Origin of the sequence: Brevibacillus sp. M2.1A (genome assembly GCF_013284355.2) — a bacterium.
Lineage (GTDB): Bacteria > Bacillota > Bacilli > Brevibacillales > Brevibacillaceae > Brevibacillus.
This window is the reverse complement of record NZ_JABSUY020000001.1, coordinates 5,203,833-5,223,138: the sequence shown is the minus strand read 5'-3', so window position 1 is coordinate 5,223,138 and position 19,306 is coordinate 5,203,833. Positions and strand designations below refer to the sequence as shown.

Below are 19,306 nucleotides of genomic sequence, written 5' to 3'. Positions count from 1 at the left end.
AAGAAGGGGGGATTGGCATGGAGAGAGAGGAAGCCTTGCAGCATTTCAAGGAGCACGAGGTGCCGAAGAGAACCATTGCCAGCCTGCATGCCTTGGATGCTTACTATCAGGCGAATAAAGAGAGGCTTGCAAAAGAATTTCTCCGTTCATTTGAAGAGATTTGCCGACGAGTCGTTGACATGCAGGAGCGAGGGGAAAAACGCAAGCTGGCGCACTTGACCTATTCCATGCTGCGGACGGAGCTTCTTCTTGGAAGCAGTCATTATTTGCTGGAAGCTACGGACAGCAGTTGGTTTTTCGATCCGGTAGAGTGTCAAACCAGCTATGATGCGAGATGGGCATTCCACTTTTTGGATCGGCTTGTAGACGAATGGAACGAGGCTGCCAGAGCGTATGCCGGACACGTAAGACTTCCCGATATCGAACGGATCAAGCTCGTGGAAGCAGAGAAGTTTCATCAATATGTCGTTCACTTAATCCGTTATGCCATGGTGCAGGCTGTTCAGCTGGAAGTCTTTCAACAGGTGGACAAGGAGCCGGAGCTGGAGGTGCGTGTCGGAGAATATCTCGATCAAAGCGAGATCGTGTATTGTCTGGACACTCGCCACAAAGATTCCGGGATGATCCGTACTTGGCTGGAAGAAAAGCAAGAGCTGGAATACGGCTACAAGGTTTTGGCTGGCCTCGATTTGGGACAAGGACAATTCGATGGTCTTGATCTTCGTTATTCGGACCTCTCTGACAGTCAGCTAACGAAAGCGACCCTTCGCGAAAGTGTTTTGGTCGGAACGAGATGGCATCGTGCCCAGCTAAAAGCGGTTGATTTCGGAGAAAGTCTCATTCATGGAGCGGATTTTACTGGAGCGAATCTGCTAGGCGCGAGCTTTCGTGAAGCATCCGGGCCAAGGGGGTTGTTGGAACCAGATGCGTGGGAGACACCCGGCTTTGATGGTGTCTTGTTCGTCGGGGCGGACTTGACCGGGACTGATTTTACTGGAGCCGATCTGCGCGGCGCAGACTTTACAGATGCGATTTTGACCGGAGCGAATTTTAGCGGCGCGCTTCTGGAGAGAGCCGTATTCTCGGAGGAGGCCAGGGATTCTATTCTGTTGGATGAGCTTCAGGAGCGACATGTCATTTGGCGAGAGGGGAGTCAGACATGAATTATTTCATCTTGTCACAGGACGAGCGAATCGCGAGTGCAGTAGAGCCAACGGGCGTTTTTGACGCCATCCGGCAGGAGTGGCTCACCACAGAATATCAGGAGGAGCTAGACGAGGCCGTCATCCAGTTCGACATCAAGCAAAAGAAAGAAAATGACTATCTGGATTTTCTCGACAGACCGATCCCGCTCTATTCCAACCGCTTAAAGACAATCATCCACAAGTTCGCGCCGAAGCTGTTCGTCAAATCTGTCGTGCTGGTAGACAGGGAGCGGATCAAGCAGGATTTGTACTGGCTGATGATCCTGCCGCGCGTGAACTGCCTGTCCGAGAAAAGCGAGTTTCACAGGGACGGCTCACTCAAAAGGTTGGTTCTCGATCCAGAAAAGATTGGACGCCATACGATCTTTCAAATCGAAGGGATTCGCGAACCGTATATCATCATCGATTTGCGGCTGGCGGAAGCTTTGCTGCGCAGGGACTTTTTCGGTATCCGCTTGAAAAAAGTAGAGCAAGCAAGGAGGAGAATAAGTCATGCCCATGATTGAAGATGTCGATGTTGTACCGTCGTCGGCTCCAAAGAAAAGCTACGTCGTGGCAGGAGCAATTCTCACGTGCGACTACGGGAGCCAGAAGAACAAGCTGAAAACACCGTTTAGTCATGGCGTGTACATTCGCAATCAGGCACAGATGAACGTGAATGACTATATGCCGCAAGTGAACATCATGCCGTTCGGCAAATGCAAATGCGAGAAAAATCCAACCGTTGCAGCTGCAACTGCTGCTAACAACGGTGTACTCAAGCCGATGCCATGCGTTCCAGTAGTCACCATGCCCTGGATCGATGGCAAGGCAGATGTACTCGTGGAAAATCATCCCGCCCTGTTAAACACCAGCACGAACATGTGCATATATGGAGGCTGCATTCGCATCGAAGACGACGGACAGGAGCAATAGTGAGGGGGATTGTATGAATACGACAGAGAAGCTGGCTGGATACGAGAATATTCAGTTGGTCTCACCCTTTGAAATCCAAAGCCTACAAGATGTCAGAATCGTGAAGAAAGTCAATGAGCACGCGAGACTGTTCGTCACCGGTATCATCCCGGAGGAAAAAAGCGACCGCTACATTGAGATGGCGACGAGTGAGGATACAGTCGCGCTAAATTTGGTGGAAAACGGTTCGCTTACAAAGACGCTGTTCAAAGGACTCGTGGATTCCGTCAGTGTCAACTTTGTTCACGGCGTGTACCATTTGGAGCTCGAAGCGGTCTCGCACACGCAGCGAATGGACGGACAGCGCAAGATGCGCTCTTTTCAGCATAAACAAATGACGTATGTCAGTCTGCTGGATGAAATCACGAAGGACTATCCCGGCTCGGATTATTTGGACCATGCTTCGAACGGAGCGCCGCTTGGGACCATTGCCATCCAGTATCAGGAGACAGATTGGCAGTTTTTAAAGCGATTGGCCTCTCGCTTTGGTTCCATTCTCGTCGCTGAGGCAGTGGCAGATACGCCCAAGTTCTGGTTCGGCTTGCCCGAGGGACGTACTGCTCAACTGACAGACGCCAGCTACACCATTAGCAAAAGGCTGTCTCCCTATATGGAAACGACAGAAAACGGCTACGCGGCAGGTATGTCGGAAAACGATTTTCTCACCTATGAAGTAGAAAGCGGACAGGTCCTCCAACTCGGAGACCGCGTGAACTACCAAGGCAAAGAGCTGGTCGTCGCGGGATCAACAACAAGGATCGACCATGCCCTTCTCATTCACACCTATCAGCTCATGCCCGAAGCAGGCATTCGTCAAAACCCTATCCGCAACGATGACATATGCGGCGCTGCTCTGGAAGGCAAGATCATCGACATCCAGAAGGACACCGTCAAAATCCACCTCGACATCGATCCGAAGCAGCCCAAGGCAGAGGCGAGTTGGTTCCCGTATGCTACGGTCTATTCGGCAGAGGGCAACAGCGGCTTTCACTGCATGCCGCAAATGGGTGACTCCGTCAAGCTGTACTTCTCCACACCAGATGAAGAAGGCGCCATGGCAGTCAGCTCCGTGCGAAAAGGTGGAGGCAGCACGGCGAAGACGGGCAATCCCGGCATCAAGTACTGGGGAACCAACTTTGGCAAAGAGCTGATGATGGGCGGCAAGGAGCTCGTTCTTACTGCAAAGGAGAGCAAGGAAGGCAATATTTTTATCAAGCTGCATGAAGAGGACGGTATCGAGATTCACAGCATGCATCCGATCGTATTTTCCTCGGAAAAGGATATGGAGATTACGTCAGACACCAAGGTTGAGATTAAGGCCAAAGAAGCGATCTACCTCATGTGCAGCACCAGCAGCATGATTTTGGACGGGGAAGTGGATCTTCAAGCACCGAAGATTGAGATGGTTGGGCTGACGAAGGCGCCTGTGGTTGTGGAGGATTTGCCGCAGGAGGAGGAAGAAGAGGAAGTCGTTGAAGAGGAGCAGGAGGAAGAGGATTCTGGATGGGGCTTCCTCGATAGCTTACAGCTTGGACTCGATATCGTGGGGATGATCCCTGTCATCGGGGAAGTAGCAGACGTCGTCAATGCGGGGATATCTGTCGCGCGTGGCGATTATGCGGGTGCCGCTATGTCCCTTGCAGCTGCGATTCCAGGTGCGGGTACGGCAGTGACTGCGGCAAAGCTGACGACGAAAGCAGTGAAGGCAACAAAAGCGATGACCAAGGCAACGAAAGCGGTAAAGGCAGCAGACAAAGCACTGGGTGTATCTAAAGCGGTAAAGGCGACGGCCAATGCAGCAAGCGCAGTGAAAGGCAAGGTCATTACTGCTGCGCGGAACATTCAGGAGAGTATGGACAAGCTTGCCGCTGTGCAGAAGCTGAAGAAGAGCATGGTCGGCAAGTTCATGCAGAAACCTATTGTGAAGGAAGTGCTAAAAGAGGCGGGATCTGAGGTATTAGATTATGCGACGGATGGTGTCTTCTCAACCGTAACGGGAATTGCCGGGCGCCGTAAAAAAGTTCGTGTGACTTATAAGAACACTGATAGGCTGAAAAAGCGGAACATCAAAAAAGCGAAGCTGAAAAGTTGCCTTCGAGACCCTATCCACGGAGGCACCGGAGCGCAATTTATCGTTCATCCTGCCCTCAAGCTGTATGGAGCCGAGACGTGGACGTTTGAGCTGCATTACAACTCCCTGCTTTTGCAAGAGGGAGCACTGGGAAAAGCATGGACACACAATTACGAAATGCGTCTGGAATTCTTGGATGAGACACGCGAAGAAATTACGGTTTGGTGGAATGCTGGCCGCGCCAATACCTTTACTCGTGTTCAGGACGGCTTATACCGGTCCAGTGATGCGGACGTCTTTTTTGACGAACTGCGGGAAAGACAAGACGGCTATACGCTGTGGGTCAAGGAAACGAGAGAGACGTACGATTTTGCAAGAAATGGACAAGCACTTCGCCATACGGTAGCTGCCGGGATGTCGCTGCTCTTTAGCTATGACCAGCATGGCAGGCTGAATCGCTTGACAGAAGAACGGAGTCGTCGAGCGTTTTCACTGGAATATGGGGCGGATGGCTTGGTGTCAGCATTGTCCGATGGGACTCGTTCCCTTCGCTTTTCGTATGATGCCGACCGCAGGATGACTCGCTACACCAATCCCAATGGTGTTGTCACTGACTTGTCCTATACAGGAAATGACCAACTGGAATCTCTGGCATCCGATGGCGTCATCGTCTATACGAATACGTTTGACGAGGAAGGACGCATCATCTGCCAAACAGACGCGGCAGGCATCCCAGGTTATATTCACTATGATACCGAGAGCCGCCCGGACATGATGGTCACGACCTTCACAGACGGAAATGGGCATGTCGAGGTTATGGTCCATGACGACAATGGCCAATTGCTGGAGAAAACCGAGAAGGATGGAACGGTCACCAAATACTCCTATAATGAGTGGGGACAAACGACTTCTGAAACAAACGGAGCGGGCGAAACAACCACTTACACGTATGACCATCGTGGGAATCTGGTAAAAGAGACAGATCCTCTTGGCAATACAACGACCTATACGTACAACGAAAATGACCTCATGGTAGCAGAAGAAGACGCGGAAGGCGGAGTCACGACCTACGCCTATGATGAACACGAGCGGCTGGTCAGTATTACTCGACCAGATGGCTGCACCTCTTCCATCGGGTATAACGAGCACGGGCAAAGAAGCACTTATATTGATTTTACGGGAGCAAAAACTACTTATCATTACGATGGACAGGGAATGCTCGTTTCCGCTCAAGACCCAGAAGGGCGTATCTTCCGTGTTGGCTTCGACCCTACAGGTAGGATGACAACCTTTACAGATGCTTTTGGGGGGGCGCTGCGTCAGGTATTCGATGCCAATGATAATCTTGTTGGTGTCATAGATCCTCTTGGAAGGATGCATTCCTTCACCTACGATACACAGGATTGTCGGGTAGAGGAGACTACGCCGAGCGGAGTATCGACGAAGATCGGATATACGATTACAGAAAAAGTAGAATCCATCACGAACGTCTATGGTGAAGTCACTCGTTATGAATATGACAAGGAATGGCAGATCGTTGGGGTGGTAGATCCAACCGGAGCGAAGACCAGTCTCGAACGCGATGCCATGGGCAGAGTGACGTCTGTCACCGATCCTTTGGGGAACACCCAGCGCTATGAATACGATGCAGCGGGACGTTTACTGGCTATCTATGATGCAACCGGACAGAAAGTGAGCGGTCTTACCTATGATGGCGCAGGCAATATTCTTGCCCATATTGACGGACTCGGACGAACAACCCAATACCAATTCAACAAGCTTCATCAAGTCATTACCACAACAAATGCGGCTGGACAAAAGAATAAGTTCTCCTACGATGCAGCCGCACGACTGACAGAGGTATTGGAAAACGAATCAGCCGTCTACAAGCAGCAATACGACGCAGAAGGCCGCCTAACGAGCTATACGGATGCCAATGGCAATGCCACCATGCTCTCCTACGATGCCAGTGGTTTGCTTTTAGCTGAACGCAATGCTACCGGAGAAGGAACGACCTACCGCTATGACAAGCGCGGATGGCTGACCGACAAGACCAATGCGCGCGGTCAGGAAACGCACTACCGCTACGATGCAGCCGGACAGCTCATTGAACAGCAGGACGAAGCGGGGACTGTTCGCAGGACTTTCGACGCCGAGGGTCGCGTGGTAAGTGTCAAAGAAGATGGAAAAGACACCAAGCGTCGTACCTACGATCTTTTGGGACGAATCGTCTCTAGTACAGATCAGTATGGGAATACGCTACAGTACACCTACGATGCGGGAGGCAGACTGGCAACGCTCGTCTATCCAGATGGCAAGAAGGTTCACTATTCCTACGATCTCGCAGGTCAATTGACCACGGTCACAGACTGGGCAGGTCGTGTTACAAGGTACACGTACGATGAAAATTACCGCCTCATCCGTACAGAGCGACCGAACGGTACGGTAGAGCAGCGTCACTATGACGCAGCCGGACAGCTTTTGCGTCTTTGGGATCAGAATGCGCAAGGGGTCATGCTCCAGCAATATCGGTTTGTATATAACGAGCTCGGGCAGATCATCCAAGAGGAAGAAAAACAGTACACCTATGATTCCCTGCGGCGCCTGACAAGTGGAGCCATGGCAGGACGTAAGATTCTCTATACCTATGACAAGGGCGGGAATATTACCGCGATCGGGGATTCAGGTTCGAGTCTTGCTACGGCGATGACGTACGCCAAGGACAACCGACTGGACACCGTAGATGGTAAACCCGTTCAGTATGATGAGGACGGCAACCTTCTGTTACTTCCGGGCAAGCATCAGTCAGAAACGTATGCATACGATGCCCGCAATCGTCTCGTCCGTGCCGGACAAGCTCGCTACACCTACGATGCTGAATACGTCCGCACCTCCATGACCTGGAACGGTAAGACGACACGGTATGTGGTTGACCAAAACGCCGATTTGACTCAGGTTCTTATGGAGCTGGAGGAAAGTGGAACCGCCAGAGCGTATTATGTATATGGACTGGGCCTCATTGGTCGTGAGGATGCGCAAGGCGATTATTTGTCCTATCACGCGGATACGCGCGGAAGCACGACCCTGTTGACTGACGAGCATGGTCGAGTCACAGACCGTTATACCTATGGATTGTACGGGGAACTGGAAGTACACGAGGGCAGGACAAAACAGCCGTTTTGCTATAACGGCCGAGATGGAGTCATGACCGATCCGAATGGGTTGTACTACATGCGGGCGCGGTATTACCATCCGGGATTGAAGCGGTTCCTGAATCGAGATGTGCTCCAAGGGGACATGACGGACGGGCAGACGTTTAACCGTTTTGCTTATGTGAATGGGGATCCGATTGGGTTCATTGATCCGTTGGGGTTGATGAAGTGTAAGGATGAAACGGCTAAAAAGAAAGTAACACCAGCAACAAAGAAAGTAGATGAGCTAGGGGAATATTACGAGACAACAATACGTTTTGAAACGAACGTAAAATGGGGTGACGAGTATCGTGATATGAACCGAAGAGATTTTAATCGGAAAGTTAAATATTTGCAAAAATTGAGCGATGCGAATTTATTAAGGAAAGTAAAGCCGGTAAGAGATCAAGAGTTAACAAAGAAATACAAAGCTGCTGTAATTAAGAAAATAATTAAACATTATTATCATAGGGATAAAGAATTAGCTAAAAAGTTAATAGACAAAGTTAGAGATGATTTGGATCCGGATCATATGTGGGATTTAGGACTAGATGGACCAGATGTTAAACGGAATTTAAAACTTATGGATCAATTTACAAATAGAAGATTAGGTGGAGTATTAGGAGTACAATTAAAAGATGTTCCGTATGGTTCTAGAATAAAAATAAAAATAGAAAGGTGAGGAATATGATCGAAATAGTAATCGGAAAAATAGATAAAATTAGTAAAATATTAAGTGACGATCCATTAAGTCTGATCTTTGCGGACATTGTTAAAAATACTAATGAAGAACAATTCACAAATTCCCAGAATAGTAATTTAAAAGATTATTACTTGATTACAAATCGATATGAAAGATTAATTGGAGGAGTTATCAATATTTTTGGTCAACGGAAAGTTGCCGAAAATCAGTTTTATGTAGAGGAAATGCAAAGGTTTGATGGTGACTGGATTTGTATAGGAAAAATTGAAATGTATCCCCTGTTTATTAATAAGGAAAATGGCCAAGTAACGTGTTTATTTGGAGATCCATTAGATCAAAATTATGTTTTGGAGTCATATGGAGACTTCAATAACTTCTTACTTAACTATTTTCTAGGAGAACAATATGGAGAAATTGGATTGAAGTTTGTTGAATCTGGAGGAAGTATAGATACCGTTGGTTCAAAAGAGGATGAATGGTATAAAGTGTTAGAAGAGAATGGTTTGTTAACATAGTAAGGATCTGGCAAGATTTTTGTGTAAATCCATGTAATCCCCAAAAAACAAGAACGTACAATCAATAAACGAAAAAATAAGCAGCTTAACTATCAATTGACAAACTTCCAAAGGCTGATTTCCATCTTTTAACAATGAGGTGGAATCAGCCTTTTTTGCATGCACAAAATCAAGTAGCTGTTTGCTCTCCCAGAATATCAGGAAGAGCTGGACGAGGCAATCATCCAGTTCGACATTAAACAAAAGCGAGAAAACGACTACCTGGATTATCTCGACAGACCGATCCCGCTCTATTCCAACCGCTTAAAGACAATCATCCATAAGTTCGCGCCAAAGCTGTTCGTCAAATCTGTCGTGCTGGTAGACAGGGAGCGGATCAAGCAGGATTTGTACTGGCTGATGATCCTGCCGCGTGTGAACTGCCTGTCCGAGCAAAGCGAGTTTCACAGGGACGGCTCACTCAAAAGGCTGGTTCTCGATCCAGAAAAGATTGGGCGTCATACGATTTTTCAAATCGAAGGGATTCGTGAACCGTACATCCTCATCGATTTGCGATTGGCGGAAGCTTTGCTGCGCAGGGACTTTTTCGGTATCCGCTTGAAAAAAGTAGAGCAAGCAAGGAGGAGAATAAGTCATGCCCATGATTGAAGATGTCGATGTTGTACCGTCGTCGGCTCCAAAGAAAAGCTACGTCGTGGCAGGAGCAATTCTCACGTGCGACTACGGGAGCCAGAAGAACAAGCTGAAAACACCGTTTAGTCATGGCGTGTACATTCGCAATCAGGCACAGATGAACGTGAATGACTATATGCCGCAAGTGAACATCATGCCGTTCGGCAAATGCAAATGCGAGAAAAATCCAACCGTTGCAGCTGCAACTGCTGCTAACAACGGTGTACTCAAGCCGATGCCATGCGTTCCAGTAGTCACCATGCCCTGGATCGATGGCAAGGCAGATGTACTCGTGGAAAATCATCCCGCCCTGTTAAACACCAGCACGAACATGTGCATATATGGAGGCTGCATTCGCATCGAAGACGACGGACAGGAGCAATAGTGAGGGGGATTGTATGAATACGACAGAGAAGCTGGCTGGATACGAGAATATTCAGTTGGTCTCACCCTTTGAAATCCAAAGCCTACAAGATGTCAGAATCGTGAAGAAAGTCAATGAGCACGCCAGGCTGTTCGTCACCGGTATCATTCCGGAGGAAAAAAGCGACCGCTACATTGAAATGGCGACGAGTGAGGATACAGTCGCGCTGAATTTGGTGGAAAACGGTTCGATTACAAAGACGCTGTTCAAAGGACTCGTGGATTCCGTCAGTGTGAACTTTGTTCACGGCGTGTACCATTTGGAGCTCGAAGCGGTCTCGCACACGCAGCGAATGGACGGACAGCGCAAGATGCGCTCTTTTCAGTATAAACAAATGACGTACGCCAGTCTGCTGGATGAAATCACAAAGGACTATCCTGGCTCGGATTATTTGGATCATGCTTCGAACGGAGCGCCGCTTGGGACCATCGCCATCCAGTCCACACCAGATGAAGAAGGCGCCATGGCAGTCAGCTCCGTGCGAAAAGGCGGGGGCAGCACGGCGAAGACAGGCAATCCCGGCATCAAGTACTGGGGAACCAACTTTGGCAAAGAGCTGATGATGGGCGGCAAGGAGCTCGTTCTTACTGCCAAGGAGAGCAAGGAAGGCAATATTTTTATTAAGCTGCATGAAGAGGACGGCATCGAGATTCACAGCATGCATCCCATTGTTTTTTCCTCGGAAAAGGATATGGAGATTACGTCAGACACCAAGGTCGAGATCAAGGCCAAGGAAGCGATCTACCTCATGTGCAGCACCAGCAGCATGATTTTGGACGGGGAAGTGGATCTTCAAGCGCCGAAGATTGAGATGGTCGGGCTGACGAAGGCGCCTGTGGTTGTAGAGGATTTGCCGCAGGAGGAGGAAGAGGAGGAAGAGGAGCAGCAGGAAGAGGAAGAGTCTGGCTGGGGTGGATTTCTGGATGGTGTACAGTTAGCGCTGGATGTTGTGGGACTCATTCCGGGTTTGGGAGAAATAGCGGACTTAGCGAATGCGGGAATCTCGCTCGCACGAGGAGACTATGCAGGAGCGGCGCTATCTTTGGCGGCGTGTATCCCTTTTGCAGGCTGGGCGGCAACCGGAGCCAAGCTGGGAGCAAAGGCGCATAAAGCACTAAAGGGAACGAAAGCGGGACAGAAAGTGCTTGAGGTAGCAGACTCAGCGGCGGATGTAGTGAAGACGGTAGCAAATGCCGTCGAAAGCACCGTCGGGAAGGTCTGGACGGCTGCCCGCAAAACACTAGACGAGATGGATGTGATGCAAGCCGTCCAGCGAATCAAGGAGCAGTTGTACGCTAGCGTCATGGCCGCAAAAGATGCTGTCATAGCCAAGGCAACACAGATGAAGGAACAGCTCAAGCAAAAGGTTAGGAAGCTGCGCGATGATATGCAAGAAGGCTTGCAGAATTTAGCGGATAGTTTAGGCCCTCAGTTACAATCGGCGGAAGGGTTTCCAATAAAATTCTCGAATAAAAAAGATGTAGTGGAGCTTGCCCCTACAGAGAACCAACTGAAGTGGCGCGAAACATACGGGGGACCGAATGGGCAGAAGCCGAATCAAAAGCCGCCGGAGAAGCCGCCTGAAATTGATGGATCCGGAAATGGTCCTAATAAAACATTTGTTGATAATCCATTTGATGAAACAGGAAAACTTAAACCGAATGTGCAGTACAAAGCAGGTGAACACAAATATGACTATGAAACTGATCATCTAGGCAGAATTGAAAGCTTTAAAACAGATGATCTAAAATTAACTGCAAGAGATGAACGATTACCACATGAATCAAATACGCCAGGTAAGGAACCTGGAGACCATGCAGGGCATTTGGCAGGTGATAGGTTTGGTGGTTCACCAGATATCGATAACCTTGTATCCCAGTCAAGTAAGGTTAATCTCAGTACTTATAAGAAAATTGAAAATGAATGGGCAAGAGCTTTAAAAGAGAATCCGCCTAAACAAGTGTCTGTTGATGTAAAAGTAAATTATGAGGGGGATTCGCTTAGACCGTCTAGTTTTAATGTAAGTTACATAATAGATGGTGAGCTAAAAGTTTTTGATTTAGTAAATTAAAGGAGATTGGACTATGACAAAAGTATTTGAAGATTATTTTTCAGAACTACAGGCAGATATGGTCTCCATTTGTCTTGAGTATGTAAATAATAAAGCTGATATGATATATATATATGCCTCGAATGAATATGGACAATTTAGTACAGATGTATTTTATCAAATTAACAAAGCTATTGTAAAAAAACACAAGGTTAATGATGCAGTATTAGACACTAATAGTAATTCAAGACCTAGCTATGATATATCAAAAGAGAGACAAGTAACTTTACTCAATATTCTTAATAAAAACTTACGTGAAATTAGTGATTTATGTAAGAAAAATAACAGGGAAATGCCCACAGAGATGAAATTGGTTTATAACGTATCTGAGAACAAATTAAAAGCTCAATACAGTTACGAGATAAAGTATACTAATGATCCTGAAAAATTACCTAGTCATATATTCAATGATTGGTTCGAAGAAATGGGTGGAAAAATATAAGGACAATATACTAAAAAAGAACCGTACATTACAATAAAAAGCACGTACAATAAGTAACATTACTATCACATGATAAACTTTCAAAGGTTGATTCCATCTTTCAACAATAAGATGGAGTCAGCCTTTTTTGCATGTTCAAAATCAAATGAGCGAAGGTGCGGGTACGGCAGTGACTGCGCCAAGCTGACGACGAAAGCAGTGAAGGCAACAAAAGCGACGGCCAATGCAGCAAGTGCGGTGAAAGGCAAGGTCGTCACTGCTGCGCGGAACATTCAGGAGAGTATGGACAAGCTTGCCGCTGTGCAGAAGCTGAAGAAGAGCATGGTCGGCAAGTTCATGCAGAAACCTGTTGTGAAAGAAGTGATCAAGGAAGCCGGATCTGAGGCATTAGATTATGCGACGGATGGTGTCTTCTCGATCGTAACGGGAATGGCCTGGGCTCGGAAAAGAATCAAAGGGAAGCACAAGAAACCAGGCAAGTTAAGAAAGATGAACGTCAAAAAAGTAAAACCGAAAAGCTGCATCAAAGACCCGGTTCATGGTGGTACCGGAGCGCAGTTTATTGTTCATCCAGCCCTCAATCTGTATGGCGCCGAGACGTGGACGTTTGAGCTGCATTACAACTCCCTGCTTTTGCAAGAGGGCGCGCTGGGCAAAGCATGGACGCACAATTACGAAATGCGCCTGGAATTCCTGGATGAAACTCGCGAAGAAATTACGGTGTGGTGGAATGCTGGCCGCGCCAATACCTTTACTCGTAGTCAAGGCGGCTCATACCGGTCCAGTGATGCGGACGTCTTTTTTGACGAATTGTGGGAAAGACAAGACGGCTATACGCTGTGGGTCAAGGAAACGAGAGAGACGTACGATTTTGCTAGAAATGGACAAGCACTTCGCCATACGGTGGCTGCCGGAATGTCGCTGCTTTTCAACTATGACCAGCATGGCAGGCTGAATCGCTTGACAGAAGAGCGGAGTCGTCGAGCGTTTTCTCTAGAGTATGGGGAAGGAGGCTTGGTGTCAGCATTGTCTGATGGGACTCGTTCCCTTCGTTTTTCGTATGATGCCGACCGCAGGATGACTCGCTATACCAATCCGAATGGTGTTGTCACTGACCTGTCTTATACAGGAAATGACCAACTGGAATCTCTGGCATCCGATGGCGTCATCGTCTACACGAATACGTTTGACGAAGAAGGACGCATCATCTGCCAGACAGACGCAGCAGGCATCCCTGGTTATATTCACTACGATACCGAGAGCCGCCCGGGCATGATGGTCACGACCTTCACAGACGGCAATGGGCATGTCGAGGTCATGGTCCATGACGACAATGGCCAGTTGCTGGAAAAGACTGAGAAGGATGGAACGGTCACCAAATACTCCTATAATGAGTGGGGACAAACGACATCTGAAACAAACGGAGCGGGCGAAACAACCACTTTCACGTATGACAATCGCGGGAATCTGGTAAAAGAGACAGATCCTCTTGGCAATACAACAACGTATACGTACAACGAGAATGACCTCATGGTAGCAGAAGAAGACGCGGAAGGCGGAGTCACGACCTACGCCTATGATGAACACGATCGGCTGGTTAGCATGACAAGACCAGACGGCTGCACCTCTTCCATCGGGTATAACGAGCACGGGCAAAGAAGCACTTATATCGATTTTACAGGAGCAAAAACTACTTATCATTACGATGGACAGGGAATGCTAGTATCCGCTCAAGACCCAGAGGGGCGTATCTTCCGTGTTGGCTTCGACCCTACAGGCAGGATGACAACCTTTACAGATGCTTTTGGGGGTTCGCTGCGTCAGGTATTCGATGCCAATGATAATCTTGTAGGTGTCATAGATCCTCTCGGAAGGATGCATTCCTTTACGTACGATACACAGGATTGTCGCGTGGAGGAAACAACACCGACCGGAGTATCGACGAAGATCGGATACACGATTACAGAAAAAGTAGAATCCATTACGAACGTCTATGGTGAAGCCACTCGTTATGAGTATGACAAGGAATGGCAGATCGTTGGGGTAGTAGACCCAACCGGGGCGAAGACCAGACTCGAACGTGATGCCATGGGCAGAGTGACGTCTGTCACCGATCCTGTGGGGAACACCCAGCGCTATGAATACGATGCGGCGGGACAGAAAACCAAGTTCTCCTACGATGCAGCCGCACGACTGACAGAGGTATTGGAAAACGAAGCAGCTGTCTACAAGCAGCAATACGACGGAGAAGGACGTCTAACGAGCTATACAGATGCCAATGGCAATGCCACCACCCTCGCCTACGATGCCAGTGGTTTGCTTTTAGCTGAACGCAATGCTACCGGAGAAGGAACGACCTACCGCTATGACAAGCGCGGATGGCTGACCGACAAGACCAATGCGCGCGGTCAGGAAACGCACTATCGCTACGATGCAGCCGGACAGCTCATTGAGCAGCAGGACGAAGCGGGGACTGTTCGCAGGACTTTCGACGCCGAGGGTCGCGTGGTAAGTGTCCAAGAAGATGGAAAAGACACTAAGCGCCGTACCTACGATCTTTTGGGACGAATCGTCTCCAGTACAGATCAGTATGGGAAAACGCTCCAGTACACCTACGATGCGGGAGGCAGACTGGCAACGCTCGTCTATCCAGACGGCAAGTCGGTTCGCTATACCTACGATCTCGCAGGTCAATTGACTACGGTCACAGACTGGGCAGGTCGGATTACAAGGTACACGTACGATGAAAATTACCGCCTCATCCGAACAGAGCGACCGAACGGGACGGTAGAGCAGCGTCATTACGACGCAGCCGGACAGCTTCTGCGTCTTTGGGATCAAAATGCGCAAGGCGTCATGCTCCAGCAATATCGGTTTGTGTACAACGAGCTCGGGCAGATCATCCAAGAGGAAGAAAAGCAGTACACCTACGATGCCCTGCGGCGCCTGACGAGCGGAGCTATGGCAGGACGCAAGATTCTCTATACCTATGACCAGGGCGGGAATATTACCGCTATTGGAGATTCAGGTTCGAGTCTTGCTACGGCGATGACATACGCCAAGGACAACCGACTGGTCACCGTAGATGGTCAAACGGTTCAGTATGACGAGGACGGTAATCTGCTGTTGTTCCCGGACAAGCAACAGTCAGAAACGTATGCATACGATGCCCGCAATCGTCTCGTCCGTGCCGGACAAGCTCGCTACACCTATGATGCCGAATACGTCCGTACCTCCATGACTTGGAACGGTAAGACGACACGGTATGTGGTCGATCAAAACGCTGACCTGACTCAGGTTCTTATGGAACTGGAGGAAAATGGAGCAGCCAAAGCGTATTATGTATATGGACTGGGGCTCATTGGCCGTGAGGATGCGCAAGGCGACTATTTGTCCTATCATGCGGATACGCGCGGAAGCACGACCCTGTTGACCGACGAGCATGGTCGAGTCACAGACCGTTATACCTACGGATTGTATGGGGAACTGGAAGTACACGAGGGCAGGACGAAACAGCCGTTTTGCTATAACGGCCGGGATGGAGTCATGACCGATCCGAATGGGTTGTACTACATGCGGGCACGGTATTACCATCCCGGATTGAAGCGGTTCCTGAATCGAGATGTGCTCCAAGGGGATATGACGGACGGGCAGACGGTTTAACCGTTTTGCTTATGTAAATGGGGATCCGATTGGGTTCATTGATCCGTTGGGGTTGATGAAGTGTAAAGAGGAGACGGGTGTTGATGCTTATGGTGGATATTATAAACGTAAGCAACAAAGAACCTATGATTACAATAATAAAACAGGTAAATGGGCACCTGCGAAAAAGGGGACAGGTGATACTCAGGAAATACTCTTCGGACAAAGGCGTATATCCGATACATTTAGGATTAACAGTGGTGCACCAGATTATATTGAGGGACGGAAATTGGCAGATGTAGCGGCAGATTTGAAGTCTGGTAATTTACATCCTGATCAATTTGAGGTTAAATATTTCATTTACCCTAACAGTGGACAAAAAGTAGCTGAAAGTAATAGAACTCTTGCAGTATTAAGTATGGCAGGATTAAAACCAACTAAAACAAAAGAAATAATACCTAGCCAAGATGTTTTAAATCGATTGGACCCAAGCTTGTTGGAAAATAAACCAATAAAGCATCGTGGAGAGACATTTAATATGCCTGGGAGAGCAATTCCAGTAACTGTTGGACCGAACAATTTGGAAATACTAGATATTGTAAGACTTCCATAGAGATGCGGAGGTAAATATATGATCAAAATGAAAGTTGTACCTGTTAAGGTGCCATGGATGATAAGTCCATCTCATGATTTTGCTAGTTTTATTGGTTATGAAAATCGCGAAGTAAGTGTACAAGTTATGTGCGGATATAATACTAAACACTATGATAAGGTTATTGCTAACCTAGAGTTGAAATACGGAGGTGACATACCAGACGAAGAATATAATAAAGCTGGAAGTGTAATCATCGAAATTAAATTTACTCCAATATGTCTTTTTAATATATATGGAAAAATGGATGGTTATGAGAGATATGATTTCAGCATATTTGACTCTTACTATTATGGAGGTTTGTCTATAGGTGATGAGTGGAACAAAACCGATATTTGCCCAAATCCAGGATTTTATGAAGTTGTTGAATCGAACTTAAAAGAAACTTTTGGTTTCATATCCCCTAGAGTAAAGCATTGGGTATTGCGTGGTCATGATTCTTGCATTGATGTGTTAGCATATTCTTTTGAATGGAAGGAGGTAGAATGGTAAAATTTATTGATCTCGGGTAATAGTTTTTAGGCACATGGGATTTATTCTAAATCTCTATCAAATAACAACAAAGGCAGTACAATAAAGCCCTCAAACCATACACTAAACTTAATAAACTTAGAAAGCTTATTCCAACTTGAACATTTAGAAGGAATGAGCTTTTTTCATATCCAAGTTAAAATAAGAAAAGTATATGGCTAAAACAAGTGCAGAATAAAGTAGGTTTAATTACTCAGGCATGAGCACAGTATTATCGGTTACGAGGATGTCATTGACTATTGCTAGGAGTACGAGAGTTACGGTAACAGGCGGCAGAGTTGAGATGCTCTTCAGTGACATAATAGGTAGCAACAGATATCGGGATGTTACTCGAGAGGGTTAAGAGGTTTGACCAGTTGGTTGACCATAAGGACGGACATTATCCGAGGATATTAAGCGGAAAAGAACGAGGGATGGCACAAGTAGCCGTTTAGTTATAATCGTCTCGATGGAGTAATAGCCGACCCGAATGGTTTGTATTACATGTGGGTACCGTATTACACTCCCGGGCTAAAGCATTTACCTCGACCGGGACGTTATCCGTGGGGATAACATAATTGAGGTTAACCCTAAAATGGTAAATTTTGCACAAGAATCAATAAACAAGTCATTTGACACCTCGAACGGTAAGGTCCCAATTACCAAAGTTGTAAAACAAGGGCCAGATCAGGTGAAAATTTCCCACCAATTAGTGTAGTAAATGTTAAAGGTCAACTTGTCGCTAGAGATGGTAATAGCCGTTTGTATGTTGCAGTAAAAACTAAAGCCGAGAAGATCAAAGTGAGAATTGAAAAAGATATTGAAGTTTTAGAGGTCTTACAATGAGGCCGAGAAATAACGACCTTCCTAATGAAGGAACTAAGGAACCACCAACACCAAGGTAGGTGATTAGGGGACACCTCACCGACCTAGAATGGTATGACGACACGAAATGTGGTCGACTAATGGAAATGGAGGGAGTAATGAATGAATATCAAAGAAATTATCGACGAAATAAAAGGTTTTGATAATTGCATTATACATCCATCTCTAGGTTTACCTAAGATTGAATACCCACACATATTACCAGATGACGTGAAAGAGTTCTATGAACTTTGCGGGGGAATTGAATTATTTAAAGATGAAGATTTTGGTGTAGACATTGTATCTCCAAAAAAATTCGAATTAGCAAATCCCGTTATAGTAAAAGAGTTATGTGAATCTGATATCTCTTCTAATTGGTTTATCATAGCCGATGATAGAAATGGAGACTATCTAACAATTGATCTTCATAAAGATAGATTAGGTAAATGTTATGACAGTCATTGGGATTGTCATGCTATTGCAGGTAGTTGTGCGATTATAGCCAACTCGTTTACGGACTTACTGAATAGACTTATAGAGTCAAAAGGTGAAGGCACAACATGGTATTGGTATGAAGATGATTTTGAGTCTCTTGGAGATGCATATGATGGTACCGATTTAGATTAACAATGAGATAGTGGACTAAGTACTACCTATACCTCAAGCGAGTAATATTGTCAGCTCGTCTTGGGTTTCTTTTTTTATGCTCCACTATCATAATCAGGAGGCAATAAGAATGGAAAAAATAATAGAATTTCTCACGTGGGCTGAAGAAAAAGGATGGGAAGTTCAAAAGCGGATCAATGGTGAACTAACATTGACGAATGAAATCGTTAATCGATATCCAGTAATATCCGAACAATTTATTCAATTTCTTAAACTGGTAGTTATTTGTGTAACAGCAGATGAAAAATCTTGGTTTCTATGTGTAAACGATTATAACCGAAAAGTAGAAATAGCGTTTTAGTTGGGATGAGTTTAAGAAAATAAGTTTAGAATCGGCGTGCGACGATGACTCGTGGAAACAAGAGATTACAAAATTTTGGGACAGGTATTTGCCCATAGCTTTATCTGTAAGAAATGGTTATACCGTTTATGCAATAGATCTCGGGAGTGAATTTGGTTCAATCGTATGCGGTTATGAACCTGAATTTGAAGAAGTTGAACAAATTGCATCTTCGTTTGAGCAGTTTTTAGATAAAATCATGAAGAATAGCGTAAACTTTTCATCATTTTAATCGAGCAGTATGAGGTGAGGCTATGTCATATGTAACGTTTGATTGTACACAGTTTATTTCATTTGATTCCGATAATGAAGCTGATATTGCTGCCATCTTTGAAAGAATTTGAA

At 46.6% G+C, this 19,306-nt stretch carries 15 protein-coding genes; all 15 read left to right on the top strand.

Translation table 11 applies throughout. From position 1 onward, the window contains the following. Positions 1-17: 17 nt before the first annotated feature. The 15 genes from HP567_RS24920 to HP567_RS24850 all read left to right on the top strand — a co-directional run bounded on the left by HP567_RS24920 (position 18) and on the right by HP567_RS24850 (position 19,193). Positions 18-1,163, top strand: coding sequence for a pentapeptide repeat-containing protein (locus tag HP567_RS24920; protein ID WP_173611960.1), 1,146 nt, complete (start codon positions 18-20; stop codon positions 1,161-1,163). Continuing rightward, complete coding sequence (locus HP567_RS24915) at positions 1,160-1,711, top strand: imm11 family protein (protein ID WP_229088142.1); 552 nt, start codon at positions 1,160-1,162, stop codon at positions 1,709-1,711. The genes HP567_RS24920 and HP567_RS24915 overlap by 4 nt, the downstream gene beginning before the upstream one ends. Beyond that, complete coding sequence (locus tag HP567_RS24910) at positions 1,698-2,120, top strand: DUF4280 domain-containing protein (RefSeq protein WP_048034243.1); 423 nt, start codon at positions 1,698-1,700, stop codon at positions 2,118-2,120. Before HP567_RS24915 ends, HP567_RS24910 begins: the two co-directional genes overlap by 14 nt. Positions 2,121-2,133: 13 nt before the next feature. Then, on the top strand, positions 2,134-8,103 hold the full coding sequence (locus HP567_RS24905; RefSeq protein WP_229088141.1) for an RHS repeat-associated core domain-containing protein: 5,970 nt from the start codon (positions 2,134-2,136) through the stop codon (positions 8,101-8,103). A 5-nt stretch (positions 8,104-8,108) separates the two neighbouring features. Beyond that, the gene (locus tag HP567_RS24900; protein WP_173612583.1) at positions 8,109-8,639 is read left to right on the top strand and encodes a hypothetical protein; all 531 of its coding nucleotides are present in this window, start codon (positions 8,109-8,111) and stop codon (positions 8,637-8,639) included. 177 nt (positions 8,640-8,816) lie between these two features. After that, a complete protein-coding gene (locus tag HP567_RS30060) occupies positions 8,817-9,287 on the top strand; it encodes an imm11 family protein (protein WP_370648072.1) in 471 nt (156 codons plus the stop codon). Then, positions 9,274-9,696: a DUF4280 domain-containing protein gene (locus tag HP567_RS24890; protein ID WP_048034243.1), complete on the top strand. Its 423-nt coding sequence runs from the start codon at positions 9,274-9,276 to the stop codon at positions 9,694-9,696. Before HP567_RS30060 ends, HP567_RS24890 begins: the two co-directional genes overlap by 14 nt. A 13-nt stretch (positions 9,697-9,709) precedes the next feature. After that, entirely contained in the window at positions 9,710-11,806 is a 2,097-nt protein-coding gene (locus tag HP567_RS24885; protein WP_229088139.1) for a DNA/RNA non-specific endonuclease, read from the top strand. A gap of 13 nt (positions 11,807-11,819) precedes the next feature. After that, entirely contained in the window at positions 11,820-12,287 is a 468-nt protein-coding gene (locus HP567_RS24880) for a DUF600 domain-containing protein (RefSeq protein WP_173612575.1), read from the top strand. 198 nt (positions 12,288-12,485) lie between these two features. Further along, on the top strand, positions 12,486-15,950 hold the full coding sequence (locus tag HP567_RS24875; RefSeq protein WP_229088137.1) for a DUF6531 domain-containing protein: 3,465 nt from the start codon (positions 12,486-12,488) through the stop codon (positions 15,948-15,950). A gap of 55 nt (positions 15,951-16,005) precedes the next feature. Next, on the top strand, positions 16,006-16,542 hold the full coding sequence (locus HP567_RS24870; protein ID WP_173610760.1) for a hypothetical protein: 537 nt from the start codon (positions 16,006-16,008) through the stop codon (positions 16,540-16,542). Between the two features lie 18 nt (positions 16,543-16,560). Then, on the top strand, positions 16,561-17,073 hold the full coding sequence (locus HP567_RS24865; protein WP_173610761.1) for a hypothetical protein: 513 nt from the start codon (positions 16,561-16,563) through the stop codon (positions 17,071-17,073). 1,005 nt (positions 17,074-18,078) lie between these two features. Beyond that, entirely contained in the window at positions 18,079-18,582 is a 504-nt protein-coding gene (locus HP567_RS24860) for an SMI1/KNR4 family protein (protein ID WP_173610762.1), read from the top strand. A gap of 109 nt (positions 18,583-18,691) precedes the next feature. Beyond that, the gene (locus HP567_RS24855; RefSeq protein WP_229088136.1) at positions 18,692-18,922 is read left to right on the top strand and encodes a hypothetical protein; all 231 of its coding nucleotides are present in this window, start codon (positions 18,692-18,694) and stop codon (positions 18,920-18,922) included. 88 nt (positions 18,923-19,010) lie between these two features. Continuing rightward, entirely contained in the window at positions 19,011-19,193 is a 183-nt protein-coding gene (locus HP567_RS24850) for a hypothetical protein (RefSeq protein ID WP_370648039.1), read from the top strand. Positions 19,194-19,306 lie beyond the last annotated feature (113 nt).

Bases quoted from the DNA above. Each gene is read 5' to 3' on its own strand.
- HP567_RS24920 (WP_173611960.1), top strand. From the start codon at position 18: ATGGAGAGAGAGGAAGCCTTGCAGCATTTCAAGGAGCACGAGGTGCCG.
- HP567_RS24915 (WP_229088142.1), top strand. From the start codon at position 1,160: ATGAATTATTTCATCTTGTCACAGGACGAGCGAATCGCGAGTGCAGTA.
- HP567_RS24910 (WP_048034243.1), top strand. From the start codon at position 1,698: ATGCCCATGATTGAAGATGTCGATGTTGTACCGTCGTCGGCTCCAAAG.
- HP567_RS24905 (WP_229088141.1), top strand. From the start codon at position 2,134: ATGAATACGACAGAGAAGCTGGCTGGATACGAGAATATTCAGTTGGTC.
- HP567_RS24900 (WP_173612583.1), top strand. From the start codon at position 8,109: ATGATCGAAATAGTAATCGGAAAAATAGATAAAATTAGTAAAATATTA.
- HP567_RS24890 (WP_048034243.1), top strand. From the start codon at position 9,274: ATGCCCATGATTGAAGATGTCGATGTTGTACCGTCGTCGGCTCCAAAG.
- HP567_RS24885 (WP_229088139.1), top strand. From the start codon at position 9,710: ATGAATACGACAGAGAAGCTGGCTGGATACGAGAATATTCAGTTGGTC.
- HP567_RS24880 (WP_173612575.1), top strand. From the start codon at position 11,820: ATGACAAAAGTATTTGAAGATTATTTTTCAGAACTACAGGCAGATATG.
- HP567_RS24870 (WP_173610760.1), top strand. From the start codon at position 16,006: ATGAAGTGTAAAGAGGAGACGGGTGTTGATGCTTATGGTGGATATTAT.
- HP567_RS24865 (WP_173610761.1), top strand. From the start codon at position 16,561: ATGATCAAAATGAAAGTTGTACCTGTTAAGGTGCCATGGATGATAAGT.
- HP567_RS24860 (WP_173610762.1), top strand. From the start codon at position 18,079: ATGAATATCAAAGAAATTATCGACGAAATAAAAGGTTTTGATAATTGC.
- HP567_RS24855 (WP_229088136.1), top strand. From the start codon at position 18,692: ATGGAAAAAATAATAGAATTTCTCACGTGGGCTGAAGAAAAAGGATGG.